This is a genomic window from Eubacterium sp. 14-2 (genome assembly GCF_000403845.2).
GTDB lineage: Bacteria > Bacillota > Clostridia > Lachnospirales > Lachnospiraceae > Petralouisia.
This window is the reverse complement of the sequence record NZ_KE159568.1, coordinates 455,899-471,497: the sequence shown is the minus strand read 5'-3', so window position 1 is coordinate 471,497 and position 15,599 is coordinate 455,899. Positions and strand designations below refer to the sequence as shown.

Here is a 15,599-nt window from a genome sequence, read left to right as displayed (position 1 = left end):
ATGAGACTGGATGCAAATAATAACGGCAGAATCATCTGCCGCATTGCAAGAAGCAATCTGACGGGCAGTAAAGTATATACCCTGTTTTCAGGCCTGACCATTATTCTTTCGATTACATTTATTATGGTGATGACGTTATTTCTCCAAGGAACGCAGACAGCGGAAGAACGGATGCTTCAAAATATGCAGCATGTGATCTATATGAACGTGCCAAAAGAGCGGATGGAGGTGCTTGCTGCAGATGAGAGGACAGAACTTGTGATTCCATATAAAGATAACGGCGCTGAGTTTGAAATCAGCGGTGTAAAATATAAGTTTATTTATATGAAAAGTCAGAAAGATAAAATACAGACTTATGCGCCGGCAGAGGGAAAAGAGCCGGAAAAATATGGCGAAATCGTTGTAGACAAAAGCTTCATGAACGGTATTGGAAAGGAGTGCAGAATCGGCGAAAAGATATCTCTGAATACGGGAAATGGATCGGAGGAGTTTGTAGTCAGCGGATATACCGGCAGAAATCAGGAGTTATCGTCCTATACGGTTTATGTATCCGAAGAATTTGCAGAGAAAAATCCTTCCATGAGGGCAGTGGAGTATACGGCTCTTGTGCGGATTGCAGGTGCCTGGGATATGGAATCTTCCGGATTTGAGTCAGCGGTTTACCAGATAGCGGAGGATTATGGCGTAAAGCGCCAGGATGTGAATATAAACGGCAGATTTGAGGAGTTTTTGCGGGAGGACAATACGGCCGGATATGCAATCGCCTTTGTATCCTTATTTATCATGGCGGCCAGCGGGATTGTCATTTACAGTATCTTTTATCTGTCTGTCTCATCACGCGCACAGCAGATCGGGCAGCTTCAGACGATCGGAATGACAGAGAAGCAGATTCGGAAAATGGTGCGCCGGGAAGGGGGATATCTATGTGCCGCGGCAATCCCTGTGTCCTTAATTCTTGGCGGAGCCGTTGCGTATCTTCTGCAGCCGGAAGGATGGAGTACGCCCGGTTATCTGGCGACGGCGGCAGTCACTGGTGTATTTGGCTTTTTTGCCGTACAGATCTCTGTCAGCAAACCGGCTGCTCTTGCGGCTAAGGTTTCTCCTATTGAAGCGTCAAGGGATTTGTGGGACGGCAGAGATGCCCGTGAGGGGGATGCAAAGCATAAAAAGCTGACCGCATTTGTAATGGCACGGCTGGGACAGAGCCGAAGTTATAAGAAACAGCGGCTTATGACGGTGTCCATTGCTTTTGGAGGAATTGTTTTTATGATTTCGGCCTCATATTTGTATGCCTGGGACGAAATATCCTTCTCAAGGGAAGGGGTTTTTTCCGATGCAGAATATATGGTTTCTTACCAGTATAATGCGCACAATCCGTCAGCATACGGACCAACGGATATGCAGCTTAAGGGACATCTGAGTGAAGAACTAAAAGAACAGTTGTCTACTCTTCCTCATGTGCGCTCTGTCAGGACAGAAAACAGTGCATTCGGCAGTATTGAGTATCAGGGGGCTGTCTGGAGCGATGGATTTTACCGGCTGACAAGAGATTCTGACGCATATTTTCAGATGAATGCAGAAGGTAATAACAGCTATGATTATCTGTGCGAGTCAGACGGTATTATGATTACGGACAGTGAACTTGTTTCCGGGTTAAACGGCATATCCCCGCAGGTTGGGGACTACATTACACTGCACTGGTCTGACGGGGCGGAACATACTGCAAAGCTTGAGATTGCGGCAGTCAGTCCGGATCCGGCGCCGGTAAAAGGCGGTTATGCTTTTGCAATGACAGATCAGACGATGGAAAAGCTGTGGGGTGATATGAATACTGCCAGCGCCTTCTATATTTCTGTGGATGATTATGAAAAATATGGAGAACAGATAGAAGAAGCAATTCGTTCGCTGACAGATGATGATCCCGATTTATCCCTGGCGACACTGCGGGAGCAGATATTGGATGATTCGGCAAATGTGAAGAAGATCAAAATGCAGATTTACGGAATCTCAGCCTTTGTTACCTTATTTGGGATTCTGAATCTGATTAATATGATGATCGGAAATATTGCCACGCGCAAAAGGGAATTATCCGTGCTGGAATCTATTGGTATGGAAGTGAAACAGATAAGAAATATGCTGTTCTGGGAAAGCATTATGTATGTGTTACCGGCAATTCTGGTCACGCTTTTTGCAGGCGGCGCAGCCGGGTACGGATTCGTTGCCGCTTATAAGCGGATTGCGAGATATATGAATTACAGATTTCCTCTGATGCCCTGTCTTCTGTATACGGCGGTGATGATCCTGATTCCGCAGTTGATTTCCTGCGTCAGTCTGGGCAGACAGAAAAACCAATCTCTTGTAGAACGGATAAGGTTATAAAAGCTTTGATTTTTCGGGCGGATTAAAACTGCTTGGGACTAAGTATCTTATTGAGCATTCGCAGTTCAATGTGGATGAGGGCAAAAATTTTTGAAATGTCCGAGCTTTGTAACAATTCAGGCCTTTTTTAAGCTGATAGGATGAAAGGCTCGGACATTTCTGTGACATTTGCATTATATGATAAAGAGAAGCTAATGCTGGAGGTGAATAAATGAGAAAGATACTTATAGTTGATGATGACAGCGCCTATACATGGTGTCTGCAAAAATACTTACAAAATCGAGGATATAGAGTGAAAACGGCAAACACCTTGGAAGAGGCTCGGATAGCTATCAAAGAAGAAATACCGTTGCTGATTTGTTGTGACCTTGATTTGCCGGATGGTTCTGGATTAGAACTTTTGGATATGGTACAGGCGGCATATGGAACGCTTCCCTTTATCCTGGCTTCATGCCATGAAAAAGAAGACTACGAAAAAGAAGCCATGCACAGGGGGCAACATTATGTGTGGATAAACTGGAATCGAGCTTGTTACGGGCTAAGTTGGTAGAATATGCTGGTCTACAGTTGACCGAGGGACAGCGTCCTAGATTTTTATAGTCGGGTGTACTATCTGAAAGTTGATATATTTTTGTGAAAAAGCATTATATGAAGAATGCTCATGTATAGTCAAGAAATATGATAAAACCAGATTAACACAAAGGCTGACAAGTGGGTTAGATACTTTCAGTTAGCACTGATATTATCTATTTAACAGTAATTTTAGCAGGATATATGCTGACGGCTTACAAGGCTCATTTTCATAAGAGCCTGTTTTTTATATCAAGGCAAGGGAGGGAATTTTGGACGGTGGAGTTGCCGTCTCAAAGCAGTATGGAATAAATACTATTTCTAGCGCTGATAAGAAAAGGAATACACATAATCCAATGGAGACAGGAGGAAAAGATGTGGAGCTGATTCTTATAAAATTAGAAAGTATAGATACTGATTTATAAAAAAATAAAGTAGGCAGTGATGCATGGAATACATTATCATTGCTTATTTTATATTGTAAGAATATGTATTTGGGAAAGAGGTGAATGAGAAAATGAAAAATGAAGTTACTGAAAAACTGGAATTGTTTTTGCAAAATTTAAGATGTGAGGACATGGGCAGGGAGACGTTGGTACATCTGGATAGCTGCCGGATGGAATCAGAAAGACTTGCAGAACTGGAAGAAGAGTACAAGCAAACAATGAATGGATTAGGAAATCATTCCAGGGATTTCTTGGAACGCTATATTGAGCAGATGCAGTCAAAGGCATTTGCTGAACAACAGCAGGCATATTTACAAGGAATGTTAGATGCCTTCCAGATCTTGTTTGGATTGGGTGTTATATCATCAAATCAAAATGTAGAAAAAATAGTAGCACATCTGAAAAATGACTCGCCGAAATAAAGGGTGAGTCATTTTTACAAGACGTTTCTTTCAGGAAGAATGAACAAATTCTATATACGCTCTATAATTTCTGGCATAAAAAATCTATTTTTCAGTTTTATCATTTGTTTTGTTAGGTGTATTTGCAAGAAGGGCTTCCGCAGTGGCAAGCAGTACAGACAGCATGTATTTATCGCATTGGTCAAGTAAATTCAGCAAGGACTTGTATGTAGGGTTATCAGGGTATTGAGCTGGCCATACATATTCATCGGCGGAAATATGCAGCGTCCACATAATCTTGCAGAACATAGGAAGGCTTGGCATACCCTTCCCGTTTTCAAGATTCTTGTAATATTGCGGATGGCAGCCGACCAGTTCAGCCACTTCTTCCTGTGTAAGCCGACGCTCAATACGCTTTTTCTTTATCAGTTCGTCTAACTTTGGATCAATTTCAGACATATCATTCACCTCTTATGCTTTCTTTTTAGTAGTGTATAGCAATACCTTTAAAAAGTGAAAAGTGTAAAAGATGAATATTTAGTAGCGTATAAGACTACTTACTGACACTCAAATACCTTTGGGATTGTAAAAAAACACAATCGGCAAAGGCTTATTTGAGTGTTTTCTTATGCCTTTTGATTGTGTGGGAGCAGATATGCAGATTGAAAGGTATATTTCAGAAATTTTCTGCCCTGACCGTCAATATAGGAACAATAGGCGTTCATTGTTGGCAGATGGAAACGGACAGCAGGTAAATCAATTAAAAAAATCTTTGTAGACTCCGTTTCTAAAGACGCCTTTGAAGGTAGTGCAACGAAGTATGTTTATGTAGTTAAAAAGAATATTGTCACGCTAAAAAACGTCCAGTGGAGCCAGCTCCGGCCGGGCGTTTTTTATATTTCTGGAAATTTCTTTAAAAATTTTCGGAAAGACCCGTCAAAACGGGCATTCCCAATCGGGAGAAATAGTAGAGGGGGATTTTTTACCTTCCTTTCTGCCAGTTAGCATTGGATGGCGAAGCCGCAGATTATTTTAGGCATCTGGAGTACCGGGCAAATTACGAAGTAAATTTTTCTGATATGACGGAACAGGAATTGGACAGCATTTTTGTAATGGATGAATATAATCTGGACAATTCCCATTTTCAGGTTCTCGGCTATGACATTGAAGTTAAGGACACTTTGCTTGCTGAAGCGTTGCAGGCTCTGACTGAAAAGAAGCGGAATGTAGTTCTGCTATCTTATTTTCTGGAAATGACCGATGTGGAAATTGCAAGGAAAATGAATCTGGTACACAGCACGATACGGGAGCATAGGATACGCTCGCTGGAATTACTGAAAAAACTTATGGAGGAAAATATGGATGGAGCAGAATAGTAAACAGACAGAAAAAAGAAATTTGCTGCCTTTTCATATTACAGGAACCGCTTTGTGAACCCTGTAATCCGATAAAGCCTATTATTAAGGCAGCATCAGAAGGGGATGCGGAAGCAATCCAGGCAGTATTGAGGCACTATGAGGGATACATAGTCAAATTGTCAACCAGAAAAATGTATGACGAGTTTGGACAGACCCACTACTGTGTGGATGAAACACTACGCAGGCGGCTGGAAACAAAGCTGATTGCCAAAATATTGGTTTTTCGCCCGGTTCCATATAAGGACATACGGGCATAGAAGCAAACTGGCTGTATTTGTGTACCTTGATAATTTCATATTGAGAATTCTGCAGGACGTATGGAGCAGCCCCGCCTTTTAATGAATACGCCATGACTATCTGTGCCTGGCACTTTGCGACATCGTGTCGCAAAGTGCCGGGTATTGGAAACGATGGAATGTTATTTTTGGCATTGAAGTAAAGGTACGAGCGATAGATATTTGATTATAAGCAAAGGGATAGGGACTTTGCGGCGATGATGCTGTTTCTGACAATGATACTTCCAGATATAAGCTGATCTGGTCTGAAAAGATGGTGGGATTCCAATGGCGCTGTTTCCTGACAGCCGCCTGCAGGATGATAAAAGAAACATAATGGACAATCAAAGGGCAATATAGTGAATTAAGGAAAGTTGAGGAATTCAGGATGAAGCAGATTGATTTAGAAGAATTAAAAAAGGTGGATGTCCGTACAGTGGATGTTTCCGCTTTGGAAGATATAGAGAAGGTAAAAGTTGACCGTTCGCTGTCAGCCGGGGAGCGGTGGAGGGATTTTGCAGAGAAAATTAAAAATCCGTTTTGTTTTATCTGCAACGGCATGATTGTGAAAATTTCCTACTCTGAGGGAAAAGAGAGCCTTGAAAACAAGCTGGTGCAGTTGTGTATGAGTATGGAAGAGTAGATTTTGTTGGAGCTTTCTATGGACATCTGCGGTCTGGGATGGTACAATGGTTACGGACGAAGCAGAACCCCAAATAGGAAAGGTTTGACAACAGACAAAGACTATTTGAGGTGATGAAATGAATGCAAATCTGAATATTGATATGTATGATGCTGACGTTTATCTGCGTCTGTCAAAAGAAGACGGGGATAAGGAGGAAAGCGACAGCATTACGAATCAAAGAGAGCTTATCTTAGAGTTTCTGAAATCCAGGGAGGACATCAGAATCCATGCGGTGAGGGTGGACGATGGTTATTCCGGGGTAAATTTCGAGCGTCCGGCATTCCAGCAGATGTTAGAGGATATTAAAACAGGGAAAGTAAACTGCGTGGTAACAAAGGATTTATCACGCTTTGGGAGGAACCACATCGAGGTTGGGAAGTATATCGAGAAGATATTCCCATACCTGGGTGTCCGTTTTATTGCGGTCAACGACCGTTATGACAGTCTTGCGGATGACCCGCAGGCTGACAACATTATCATTCCGTTCAAAAACTTGATTAACGACGCATACTGCAGAGATATCAGCATTAAGATACGCAGCAACCTGGAAGCCAAGCGGAAGAGGGGAGATTTTGTAGGACCCTTTGCCCCTTATGGCTATCGGAAATCGTATGAGGATAAAAATAAGCTGGAGGTAGACGAAGAAGCCGCAGAAGTAGTGCGTTCTATTTTCCGGCTGTACCTGCAGGGCAATAATGCATATAAGATAGCAGAGAAGCTGAATAAGAAGAATATCCTTACGCCGATGGATTATAAAAAAGAGAGCGGGAGCGCATTTTATACCGGATTCAAAAAGAACATAAAAAGCAAGTGGACGCATATGCACATCCTGCGGATTTTATCAAATCCCGTTTATACCGGAACTTTGGTACAGGGGAAGGAAACCACGCCGAATTATAAGGTGAAAAAGAAAGTAAAGCGAGACAAGGGCAGATGGAGCCGGGTAGAAAATACCCATGAAGCCATTGTTGCGGCGGTTGATTTCAGTAACGTTCAGGAACAACTTGAGATGGATACGAGGACAGGGACGGCAAAGGAGCAGGTTTATCATTTGTCCGGCGTTGTAAAGTGCGGCGACTGCGGTGCAAACATGGTCAGGAAGACGGTTCCGTCTGGGAAAAGGAAATTTGTATATTATGTATGCGGAGGGCATAAAGGAAATAAGGATATCTGTAGCCCACACAGTATCAATGTGGAAGCGCTGGAAGAAAGTGTACTGAAACTATTAAACTGTCAAATACGCAATGTGACGGATTTGGGGCGGATTCTGGATAAATTGGACGACGCACAGATCAGGAAGGGGGAGATAGATAAAAGGAGCAGACAGGCTGCAAAGAAAAAGGAAGAGATAGAAAAATATAACCATCTGCGTCTGGATTTATACGAAGATTATAAAGACGGACTGATTACGAAGGAGGAATATCTGGAATTAAAAGAGATTTATGAAAACCGTATTCAGGTAGCGGAACAGATTCTTGAGGCAATGGAAGTAGAGGCGGCATTCCTTGCGGGCGGACGGGAAGATACATGCAGCTGGGTAAATGAATTTAAGAAATATGGCCTTCTGGAACGCCTGTCGAGGGAAGTTGTCATTTCCCTGATTGCACAGATATTTGTTTATGAGAAAAAGGAGGGGGAGCGCTATCCAAGGATAGAAGTACAATTTAAGTATGCGGAAGAATTTCAGGCTTCATTGGGCTTGTTAGAAGAGCTGCAGAAGGATGGTGACCTGTCAGTGAAGGAAGAAAGTTGTTCCGGGGAAGAGGGGACACTTTCCGGGCATCCCCTTATGCAAACGGTCAGCCACGGTGATAAGGAGGGTACATATGGCAAGGACGAGTAGAAAACAGGGGAAGGCAGCGGAACAGACTACAATTCCGGCTATGAAAACAGCGTTGTATGTCCGTTTGTCAAATGAAGATAACGGCGGCAGAAGCGAAGACGGGATAGATAACCAGCTTGAACTGCTGTTAGATTTTATAAGGCGGCTTGAAGATATGGAAATTCTCCCTGGAAATCGGCATAAACCGTCCGGGAGGAAAGTGGAAACCCGAAAGGATACCTATATACCCTCTGGGGCACACGTGCTATCCGGCAGGAAAGTAGAAATCATAGAAACTTATGTGGATAATGGGCAGACGGGGACGGATTTTGACAGGCCGGGATGGGAGCGGATGATGGAGGATGCAAAAGCGGGAAAGATTAACTGTATCATAGTGAAAGACCTTTCACGTTTTGGCAGGAATTATCTGGAGGCAGGGGATTATCTGGAAAAAATATTCCCATTCCTGGGGGTGCGTTTCATTGCGGTCAACGACCAGTATGACAGTGAGGGTGAAATCTTTCCCCGTAAAGGACTGATCACGGAATTTAAAAACCTGGCGAATGATTATTATTCAAAAGATATATCCCAAAAAATCATGTCAGCGTTCCGGGCAAAAAAAGAGCAGGGGCAGTTCATAGGCAGCAAGGCCCCGTATGGCTATATCCTGGAAAATAACCGTTATGTGATAGACGAAGCTGCCGCGGATGTTGTAAAGCGTATTTTTGCGATGAAGACGGAGGGGATGAGCGCCTATAAGATTGCAGGCATACTGAACCAGGAAGGGATTTCGTCCCCAAGCAGATATGCGGGGGAGCAGGGAGCAAAAAAATATAAAAACTGCGGACATATCCTTTGGCAACAGGAGGCAGTGAGCAGGATTTTATACAATAGGGCGTATGTCGGTGATTTGGTGCAGGGGAAATATAACAGTTCCATCTACTCAAGAGAAAGGCGGGGCAAAAAAGAGGAAGATGCGTGGGAAGTCCTGGAAGGAACACATCCGGCAATTATTGACCGCAATGTATTTGAACAGGTGCAGGAGATAAGGGAAAAGAACCGGAAGGCATGGAAGGACAGGCAGGGAGGGGCGGGATATGGGAATGTGCTGGAGGGCATCCTGGTATGCGGGGTATGCCATCATGCGATGTGGAGGAACAAAGAGGTAAGAAATGGGAAAGTCAGGTACTACTTTTTCTGCGGATCTGCCTATGGACATTCACGGACGAAATGCAATACGTCTTCCATTGTAGATTATAAAATTTTTGATATGGTGTTAAAACAGATCAAATTGCAGATTGATTTAGCTGTTGAAGCTGACAGCCTGTTGGAGCAGATGAAAAAATCAGATACCCATGCGGCAGTTTACCAGGAAAAAAAGGAAGCAGCAGGGCGGATCAGGAATGAATTAGGCAGGTATGTATATCTGAAAACCAGTATTTATGAAGATATGAAACAGGGAATCCTGACAAAAGAAGAGTTTTTAGCTGCAAAAGAGAGATACGCCGGGAAGGTTTCCAAGCTGGAAATGGAACTGAATGAAAAAGAAAGAGAACTGAAAGAGTTTGAAAAATACATGGGCGGAGAAAACCGATGGCTGAAAGCCTTTTTGGGTTTCAGGGATGCCAAAAAGCTTACAAGGGAAATGGCAGTGAATCTGCTGGAAAAGGTGGAGATCTTTGAAGATAAAAGAATCCATATCCGGTTCCGTTTCCGGAATGAATATGAATACCTGATGTCCAGGTTAGCGGAAAGGGGTGAGAGATGTGGCAGGGCAGTTTCTGGCTGAATATCTGCGGCTTTCCGTAGAAGATGGGGACGTGGTTTCAAATGATGCGAAAGCAGAGAGCGACAGCATCAGCCATCAGAGAAAACTGATTACAAGATATGTCAGGGATAAGGGAATCTGCTCCGCTGCGCAGCCCCTGGAGTTCGTGGACGACGGGTACAGTGGGACAAATTTTGACCGGCCTGCGGTGAAGGAAATGCTGTCAATGGTCAGGGAAGGAAAAATATGTTGCATCATCGTAAAGGACATTTCCAGGTTTGGAAGGAATTATCTGGAAGTGGGGGACTACCTGGAGCAGATATTCCCTTTTATGGGAGTCCGGTTTATCGCAATCAACGATGGGTATGACAGTAACGACTACATAGGGACGACCGGGGGGATTGAGATTGCTTTCAAGAGCCTGCTCTATGATATGTACAGTAAAGATCTGTCTGAAAAGATGCGCTCGTCATTGATAGTGCGGAGGAAAAGGGGGGATTTTATCGGCCCAAGAGCGCCGTTCGGCTACCAGTTTTCTGATAATAAGAAAGTTTTGGCGGTTGATAAAACAGCAGCGGAATATGTAAAGCGGATCTTTGGGCTGGCCTGTGAAGGGTGTAAAACCGGGGAAATAGCAAAAATATTAAATAAAGAAAAAATACCGACGCCTGGGAACTATAAGAACCGGGAGAAGCCGCAGTACCATATCATAGACGGGGAAGGATACTGGAACAGCGGCAAAGTACGGAAAGTCCTGCAGAATAAAGTGTATCTTGGAACGGTTGTCAATGGAAAGATGCGGGTAACAGAGATTGGCGGGAGCCACTTCCGGCAAGTGGCGGAGGAAGAGCAGATATGTGTTCCTGACAGGCATGAGGCAATTATTACGGAGCAGGAGTTTTGGCAGGCTTCAAAAGTTTTAAAGAATAACGGATGCCAGAAAGGAAAAAAGCATACACCAGGGCAGGAAAGCATGTTACTTGGGAAGCTGCGGTGCGGGCATTGTGGGAGGAGCCTGATACGGCTTGGACAGAGGAAAGAGCCGTGCTTTACCTGTAAAAAGGCAATGTATGAGGATGGCAGTGAATGTATCCGGGAACATGTCAGCGAGGCAAAACTGGAGGCGGCTATACTGGAGGGTTTGAACCAGAAGTTGGAGGAATGGATTTTAGAGGAAGGACACCGGAAAAGGGAGGATTCCCGAACAGCTCCGGATGGCAGGCAAAGGAAATCCCCGGAGGAGATACATTTAAGCCTTTCGACAAAAAAGAGAAAACGTCTGAGTATGGAATTGGAACAGGGCAGGGATGCGGTAAAAATAGAGAAGCAGTATCTGTATGAACAATACAAGCGGAATCAAATAGGACGGGAAGCCTACATAAAGAAAATCGAAGCGTTGAGGGAGGAGGAACGCAGGTTATGTGAGCAGCTCCAAAGGCTGCAGGAAGAGAGCGGGAAGGGTGCAGAGGAATGTGAAATACAGCAGGATGAAACAGAGCAATATGAAAAGTTAGGGAGCCTTACAAAAGATGTAGTGGAACAGTGGATTGACAGCATATATGTATATGGGGAATCCCGGATTGATATAATTTATAAAGAAAAAATAAATAAATCTAAAAAAATATAAAAAATTGTTAGTCCTTACTTGACAGCACCATATGGGGAAAAAGTGAAAGCATATCTGATTCGGGGGGCCAGGCATCTGCCTGTTTTGCAGGAGTATCCCAATCCGCAGCTGGGCTGGGGAACTCTTTGTTTGAGAGACAGTGTGCCGGGGTGAGGTGACGGGTAAAGGATTTGAAGCTAAGAATGGAAAGGAAGTATCATGTGAGGCAATGGTGCTTCCTTTTCCCGTTTTCAGGAGTAAAAGGAAAGATATCGTGTTTGCGTGGTTTTTATGGCAGGGAAAATCAGTATGGATGATTTGAACTGTATTTTTAGAAAATATGGAATTTCTTAACAGAAAACAACCTGGCAATAATTTCCCATTAATTTTTGCCGGGCTTAACAGCTATTTCCTATCAGCACAACGAAAGTATGCGGAAAGGAGGAAGGAGTTAGGGTGATATTTATAAAAAAATTATCTGAAAATGATAGTACGATTGTATTCACGAATCCAGAAAAACATTTATAGATGAGAATTTAGGACTTATGCCTTTAGTAGCTCCTTATATTGCTGAACAAAATAGAAAGATTCATGAGATAAAGTTATGGGTAATAAATCTAAAATGATGGCAATTTTTGATAAGGATTCAGCAGGTGGGGAAGCATTTCAGGAAATAAAGAATAATAATTTGTATTTCAATCCAAAGGTTAGTGTAAAGGTAATGCAATTAGAACTGTCAAAAGATATTATTGAGTTATATAGAGCAAAGCTACATATACCTATTGAGATTGAACAGCTTTTATCTCCATAAATATGGAAAAAGGCTATTGAGAAAAAGTATGTTACGCCAAGAACAGCGGTTGAGTTATTAAATGCATACAAAGGCCAACAACCACGGGATAAGTCAATAGATTCCATATTAGAAGCAAAAATTAATGATTTTGAGGTTAGAAAAACTATCGCAAGTTACAATCCCCACCAGATAAGAAAATGAATTTTTGTAAGATGGTTGAGCGAATATATCAAAAAAAAGTATAAAAGATATTTTTATGAGTTTTAACAATACAATTTCAAAGATAGAGCAGTTTTTTATCTAAGGAAGTGGGATTAGAATGGTATAAACCGTAGTGATATTTAAAATAGTTTTCCAATTCATATATTATAAACGAAAAAAATATGGTTGAAATACCTCAATCACATGTGCTTTTGAGACATAGGCATTCAAATGGACAGGAAAAGTCCGCATATTCAGTATTTATGCTGATTTGCGGACTTTATTTATCTTTTGACTTACAACAACAAATAAAATATTTCAAGAAAAATGTATGCTAAAAAAAATGTCATACTTTTTAGATACTGGCGGAAAGATTGGATAAATGTAAAGATAGTGGTGCATAGTAACAATTAGCACACATTAGTGAAATTAGCTGGTAAGGTAAGACAATGGAAAAGCGGGTATTTGGTCAAAAAATAAACTATATAAGAAAATCTCAGAAGATTACATCAGAACAATTGGCAGAGATGTGCGATGTGAATGCAGGTCATATCAGGCAAATTGAGTCAGGAATACGTTTACCCAGTCTAAGTGTTGTGTAAATCTGCAATAGTTTAAAAATATCGCCGGAGTATTTATTAGAGAATGAACTCAGAGAGTATAAGCAATATGACAGCGTATATAAAAAAATTATTGAGAAAATGGATAAATTGTCACCGCAGCAATTAGATTTACTGGATAGTTTGTCAATAATCTTATAGGAAATGGAAATGGTTTGCCTGCTTTTTCCATACACAGGCTGTATGTCATAGGACAATCTGATGGAAGAATAAATATTATAAGGAATGGTACAGGAGGAAGATTGTAAATGTTTGGTATAACAGATGAAGTACTGGACGAGATGGAATCTGTGGATGTCCGTACAGTAGATATTAATACCCTGACAGATATCAGAGATGTCAAAATTGATACAAAACTTCCAGTTGAAAAAAAGTTGGCTCTTTTTGTGGAACAGACAAATAATCTTTTTGTACATCGTATTGGTGATTATGTGGTAAAAGTCAGATTTCAGAGAGAAGGGCCGACGATAGATGATAAAATGAAAGAGTATATCAGACATTTGGCGGAAATTCATATTTAAAAAGAATCAAAAGGTCTTGAAAGAATCGAAAAGTTATGTTAGCCTTAAATCAGGACATATCAGTGGTTGCTTTTGATTTATGGTTACCTGCTACTTAAACCATAAGTCAGGAGTGATAGAATGAATAAAAGACAATTTCTGGCAGCTATGTACCTCCGTCTTTCCAGGGATGACAGTGATGTCGGAAATGTGACGGACAGAGAGGGTAATCTGAAATCCGAAAGCAACAGCATCGGTAATCAGAGGGAGCTGATCAGAGCCTTTATCCATGAGCAGCAGAATATGGAACTTTATGATATTTATGTGGAAATGAAAATCGCTTATTTGATACAAAATATCAAGGAAACCGCAGAAATAAAGGACTTTCGACACATTGGGTGTGACCGGAAGCCTTTTTCTTTTTGCCTATCATTTTATGGTTGAAGAAAAGCATGGAGGTGAGTGAACCCTCTCCAAAGAAATTTGAACCCCCTTGTTTTGGAGAAATGAACCCTCTTAGGGCAAAATCAAAATGTAGAAAAATGTATAATTGATTATAGGGTTTTTTCCATCTTCTGTTGCAGTTGTTGGAGAAAGATATTAGAGGCTCTTGAAAGAACCTGATATTTTTTCCATACAATGCAAAGTTCTGCTTCCAAAGTAGGGTAAAGCGGTCTGAAACAAAGATTGCTGTCCCCTGTTGTATTTATGAGTTTATCCAATGCAATCACATATCCAAATCCCTTTTTCACAAATTGAGCTGCAATATAGACCAGGTCATAAGTTGCAACGATATTGAGCTTGGAAATATCTGACTTCAGCCAGCGGAACATTTCCGTATTGATAGAGGTCTGATGGGATACGATCAGGGGCTTATCCCACAAATCTTCGGCACAGATATTTTCTTTTTCTGCTAATGGGCTGTCTTTGCGCATCAGAACGCCCCATAGGTCTTTTTGGGGGAGTGTTATGTAATCGTACTTGCTGAGGTCTGATGCCCCGACTAACAGCCCGAAGTCGATTAAGCCTTTATCCAGTCTTTCCATAACACGTTCTTCATCACCGCTGTAAATGTGGTAATGGATGAGCGGGTGTTTTTTTTGCAGATCCTGTGCTGCCTGCGCCAAAAAGGATATGCTTTCGGTTTCCCCGCAGCCAATATAAATATCTCCATTGATATTCTCATTGGAAGATGTCAGTTCCGCTTTTGTCTTTTCCATCAGATCAACCAATTCTTCCGCACGTTTGCGGAGCAGCATTCCGTCTTCGGTCAGCGTAACCTTTTTGCTCCCACGGATGAGGAGCTGTTTCCCTAACTCTTCTTCCAGGTCTTTTAGTTGCCTGGAAAGGGGTGGCTGTGTCATGCGGAGTGTTTCTGCTGCTTTGGTGATGCTTTCCTCCCTTGCAACCGCAAGAAAATATTGCAATACCCGAATATCCAAGTAAAAAACCTCCTTAATCGTATCATTGCCTTCATTATAACAAACCAATCGATACTTTTCAAGTATGGAAATCCGTGCGATATATGTATTTGATATTAAGAATAAGAAGATTTATTATAATGGCATGGATGGAAGCGGTTGTTCGTGTAAGGTTCAAAGTGGATGAAATTGAAAATTATATCATTTGTTTGTGTAAGAATGGAGGTTTATATACCTGAATTGAGTGCCTGTCAAAAAGAAATAGCGGCTGTATTGAAAAAAATTCTAAAGTTGACCTGCATACAAGGAATTACGGTTTTTTGCAGAAATCGTTGTGATATTGTCAGTCGGAAGTAATTTCATTTGTGGCAAGAAAGGTTGACAGGCGTGACATTTTGGCGGGAGTGACCGGCGTTGCCTTTAGCCTTTCCAGTATGGTAAGCCCTGTTTTGCTGTTAGTTGTGGTAACAGGTGCGCTTTCAAAGAAAATGGGAAAGGAAATACCGGATGCAGTAAAATGGTTCCGGCTGGCTTCTTATGTATTGTTGATGGTCACGCCGTTTATTCTGACAGCAGGCTCTCCATTTCAATAGAACGTTCGTTATTCTAAGTATGTTTTTTGATAAAATAAATACCTTTTAGGTATTAAGAACGATATTTAATATGTATTTGATATTATGCTTGCAACAATTTA

Annotated in this window: 17 protein-coding genes; 15 read left to right on the top strand and 2 right to left on the bottom strand. The window is 41.8% G+C overall.

Annotated elements, in window-relative coordinates:
* From C805_RS19235 to C805_RS19225, 4 genes are all read left to right on the top strand, one after another.
* A complete protein-coding gene (locus tag C805_RS19235; RefSeq protein WP_016215651.1) occupies nt 1-2,379 on the top strand; it encodes an ABC transporter permease in 2,379 nt (792 codons plus the stop codon).
* A 211-nt stretch (nt 2,380-2,590) separates the two neighbouring features.
* Nucleotides 2,591-2,929 carry a response regulator gene (locus tag C805_RS19230; RefSeq protein ID WP_016215650.1) on the top strand — a complete coding sequence of 113 codons (339 nt, stop codon included), beginning with the start codon at nt 2,591-2,593 and terminating at the stop codon, nt 2,927-2,929.
* A 292-nt stretch (nt 2,930-3,221) separates the two neighbouring features.
* Nucleotides 3,222-3,374 carry a hypothetical protein gene (locus tag C805_RS26510; RefSeq protein ID WP_022751307.1) on the top strand — a complete coding sequence of 51 codons (153 nt, stop codon included), beginning with the start codon at nt 3,222-3,224 and terminating at the stop codon, nt 3,372-3,374.
* 92 nt (nt 3,375-3,466) lie between these two features.
* Entirely contained in the window at nt 3,467-3,817 is a 351-nt protein-coding gene (locus C805_RS19225) for a hypothetical protein (RefSeq protein ID WP_016215649.1), read from the top strand.
* An 84-nt stretch (nt 3,818-3,901) separates the two neighbouring features.
* On the opposite strand, the gene C805_RS19220 is transcribed toward C805_RS19225, so the two are convergent.
* On the bottom strand, nt 3,902-4,255 hold the full coding sequence (locus tag C805_RS19220; protein ID WP_016215648.1) for a helix-turn-helix domain-containing protein: 354 nt from the start codon (nt 4,253-4,255) through the stop codon (nt 3,902-3,904).
* A gap of 548 nt (nt 4,256-4,803) precedes the next feature.
* Between C805_RS19220 and C805_RS19215 the strand changes: the two genes are divergently transcribed.
* The 10 genes from C805_RS19215 to C805_RS26505 all read left to right on the top strand — a co-directional run bounded on the left by C805_RS19215 (nt 4,804) and on the right by C805_RS26505 (nt 13,928).
* Nucleotides 4,804-5,172, top strand: coding sequence for an RNA polymerase sigma factor (locus C805_RS19215; RefSeq protein ID WP_016215647.1), 369 nt, complete (start codon nt 4,804-4,806; stop codon nt 5,170-5,172).
* Between the two features lie 71 nt (nt 5,173-5,243).
* Nucleotides 5,244-5,471 (top strand): helix-turn-helix domain-containing protein, encoded by a 228-nt coding sequence (locus C805_RS27165; protein WP_371197676.1) that lies wholly within the window; start codon nt 5,244-5,246, stop codon nt 5,469-5,471.
* A 406-nt stretch (nt 5,472-5,877) separates the two neighbouring features.
* Complete coding sequence (locus tag C805_RS19210) at nt 5,878-6,132, top strand: DUF6870 family protein (RefSeq protein WP_016215646.1); 255 nt, start codon at nt 5,878-5,880, stop codon at nt 6,130-6,132.
* 118 nt (nt 6,133-6,250) lie between these two features.
* Nucleotides 6,251-8,017, top strand: coding sequence for a recombinase family protein (locus C805_RS19205; protein WP_016215645.1), 1,767 nt, complete (start codon nt 6,251-6,253; stop codon nt 8,015-8,017).
* On the top strand, nt 8,001-9,785 hold the full coding sequence (locus C805_RS19200) for a recombinase family protein (RefSeq protein WP_016215644.1): 1,785 nt from the start codon (nt 8,001-8,003) through the stop codon (nt 9,783-9,785). Before C805_RS19205 ends, C805_RS19200 begins: the two co-directional genes overlap by 17 nt.
* Nucleotides 9,763-11,391 (top strand): recombinase family protein, encoded by a 1,629-nt coding sequence (locus C805_RS19195; protein ID WP_022751306.1) that lies wholly within the window; start codon nt 9,763-9,765, stop codon nt 11,389-11,391. Before C805_RS19200 ends, C805_RS19195 begins: the two co-directional genes overlap by 23 nt.
* Nucleotides 11,392-11,974: 583 nt before the next feature.
* Nucleotides 11,975-12,181 (top strand): hypothetical protein, encoded by a 207-nt coding sequence (locus C805_RS19190; RefSeq protein ID WP_016215642.1) that lies wholly within the window; start codon nt 11,975-11,977, stop codon nt 12,179-12,181.
* 632 nt (nt 12,182-12,813) lie between these two features.
* Nucleotides 12,814-12,966 (top strand): helix-turn-helix domain-containing protein, encoded by a 153-nt coding sequence (locus C805_RS27600; protein ID WP_081640346.1) that lies wholly within the window; start codon nt 12,814-12,816, stop codon nt 12,964-12,966.
* A 266-nt stretch (nt 12,967-13,232) separates the two neighbouring features.
* Nucleotides 13,233-13,505, top strand: a complete 273-nt coding sequence (locus tag C805_RS19185) for a DUF6870 family protein (protein WP_016215641.1) — start codon at nt 13,233-13,235, stop codon at nt 13,503-13,505.
* A 120-nt stretch (nt 13,506-13,625) separates the two neighbouring features.
* On the top strand, nt 13,626-13,928 hold the full coding sequence (locus tag C805_RS26505; RefSeq protein WP_016215640.1) for a recombinase family protein: 303 nt from the start codon (nt 13,626-13,628) through the stop codon (nt 13,926-13,928).
* Between the two features lie 110 nt (nt 13,929-14,038).
* On the opposite strand, the gene C805_RS19180 is transcribed toward C805_RS26505, so the two are convergent.
* Nucleotides 14,039-14,926: a LysR family transcriptional regulator gene (locus C805_RS19180; RefSeq protein ID WP_016215639.1), complete on the bottom strand. Its 888-nt coding sequence runs from the start codon at nt 14,924-14,926 to the stop codon at nt 14,039-14,041.
* A gap of 344 nt (nt 14,927-15,270) precedes the next feature.
* Between C805_RS19180 and C805_RS0106135 the strand changes: the two genes are divergently transcribed.
* On the top strand, nt 15,271-15,498 hold the full coding sequence (locus C805_RS0106135) for a hypothetical protein (protein ID WP_022751305.1): 228 nt from the start codon (nt 15,271-15,273) through the stop codon (nt 15,496-15,498).
* The last annotated feature ends 101 nt before the right edge of the window (nt 15,499-15,599 follow it).

What these genes read in the sequence shown, in the direction of transcription:
- C805_RS19235 (WP_016215651.1), top strand. Translation starts at nt 1, where the DNA reads ATGAGACTGGATGCAAATAATAACGGCAGAATCATCTGCCGCATTGCA.
- C805_RS19225 (WP_016215649.1), top strand. Translation starts at nt 3,467, where the DNA reads ATGAAAAATGAAGTTACTGAAAAACTGGAATTGTTTTTGCAAAATTTA.
- C805_RS26505 (WP_016215640.1), top strand. Translation starts at nt 13,626, where the DNA reads ATGAATAAAAGACAATTTCTGGCAGCTATGTACCTCCGTCTTTCCAGG.
- C805_RS19230 (WP_016215650.1), top strand. Translation starts at nt 2,591, where the DNA reads ATGAGAAAGATACTTATAGTTGATGATGACAGCGCCTATACATGGTGT.
- C805_RS19220 (WP_016215648.1), bottom strand. Translation starts at nt 4,255, where the DNA reads ATGTCTGAAATTGATCCAAAGTTAGACGAACTGATAAAGAAAAAGCGT.
- C805_RS27600 (WP_081640346.1), top strand. Translation starts at nt 12,814, where the DNA reads ATGGAAAAGCGGGTATTTGGTCAAAAAATAAACTATATAAGAAAATCT.
- C805_RS19185 (WP_016215641.1), top strand. Translation starts at nt 13,233, where the DNA reads ATGTTTGGTATAACAGATGAAGTACTGGACGAGATGGAATCTGTGGAT.
- C805_RS19210 (WP_016215646.1), top strand. Translation starts at nt 5,878, where the DNA reads ATGAAGCAGATTGATTTAGAAGAATTAAAAAAGGTGGATGTCCGTACA.
- C805_RS19205 (WP_016215645.1), top strand. Translation starts at nt 6,251, where the DNA reads ATGAATGCAAATCTGAATATTGATATGTATGATGCTGACGTTTATCTG.
- C805_RS19200 (WP_016215644.1), top strand. Translation starts at nt 8,001, where the DNA reads ATGGCAAGGACGAGTAGAAAACAGGGGAAGGCAGCGGAACAGACTACA.
- C805_RS19190 (WP_016215642.1), top strand. Translation starts at nt 11,975, where the DNA reads ATGGGTAATAAATCTAAAATGATGGCAATTTTTGATAAGGATTCAGCA.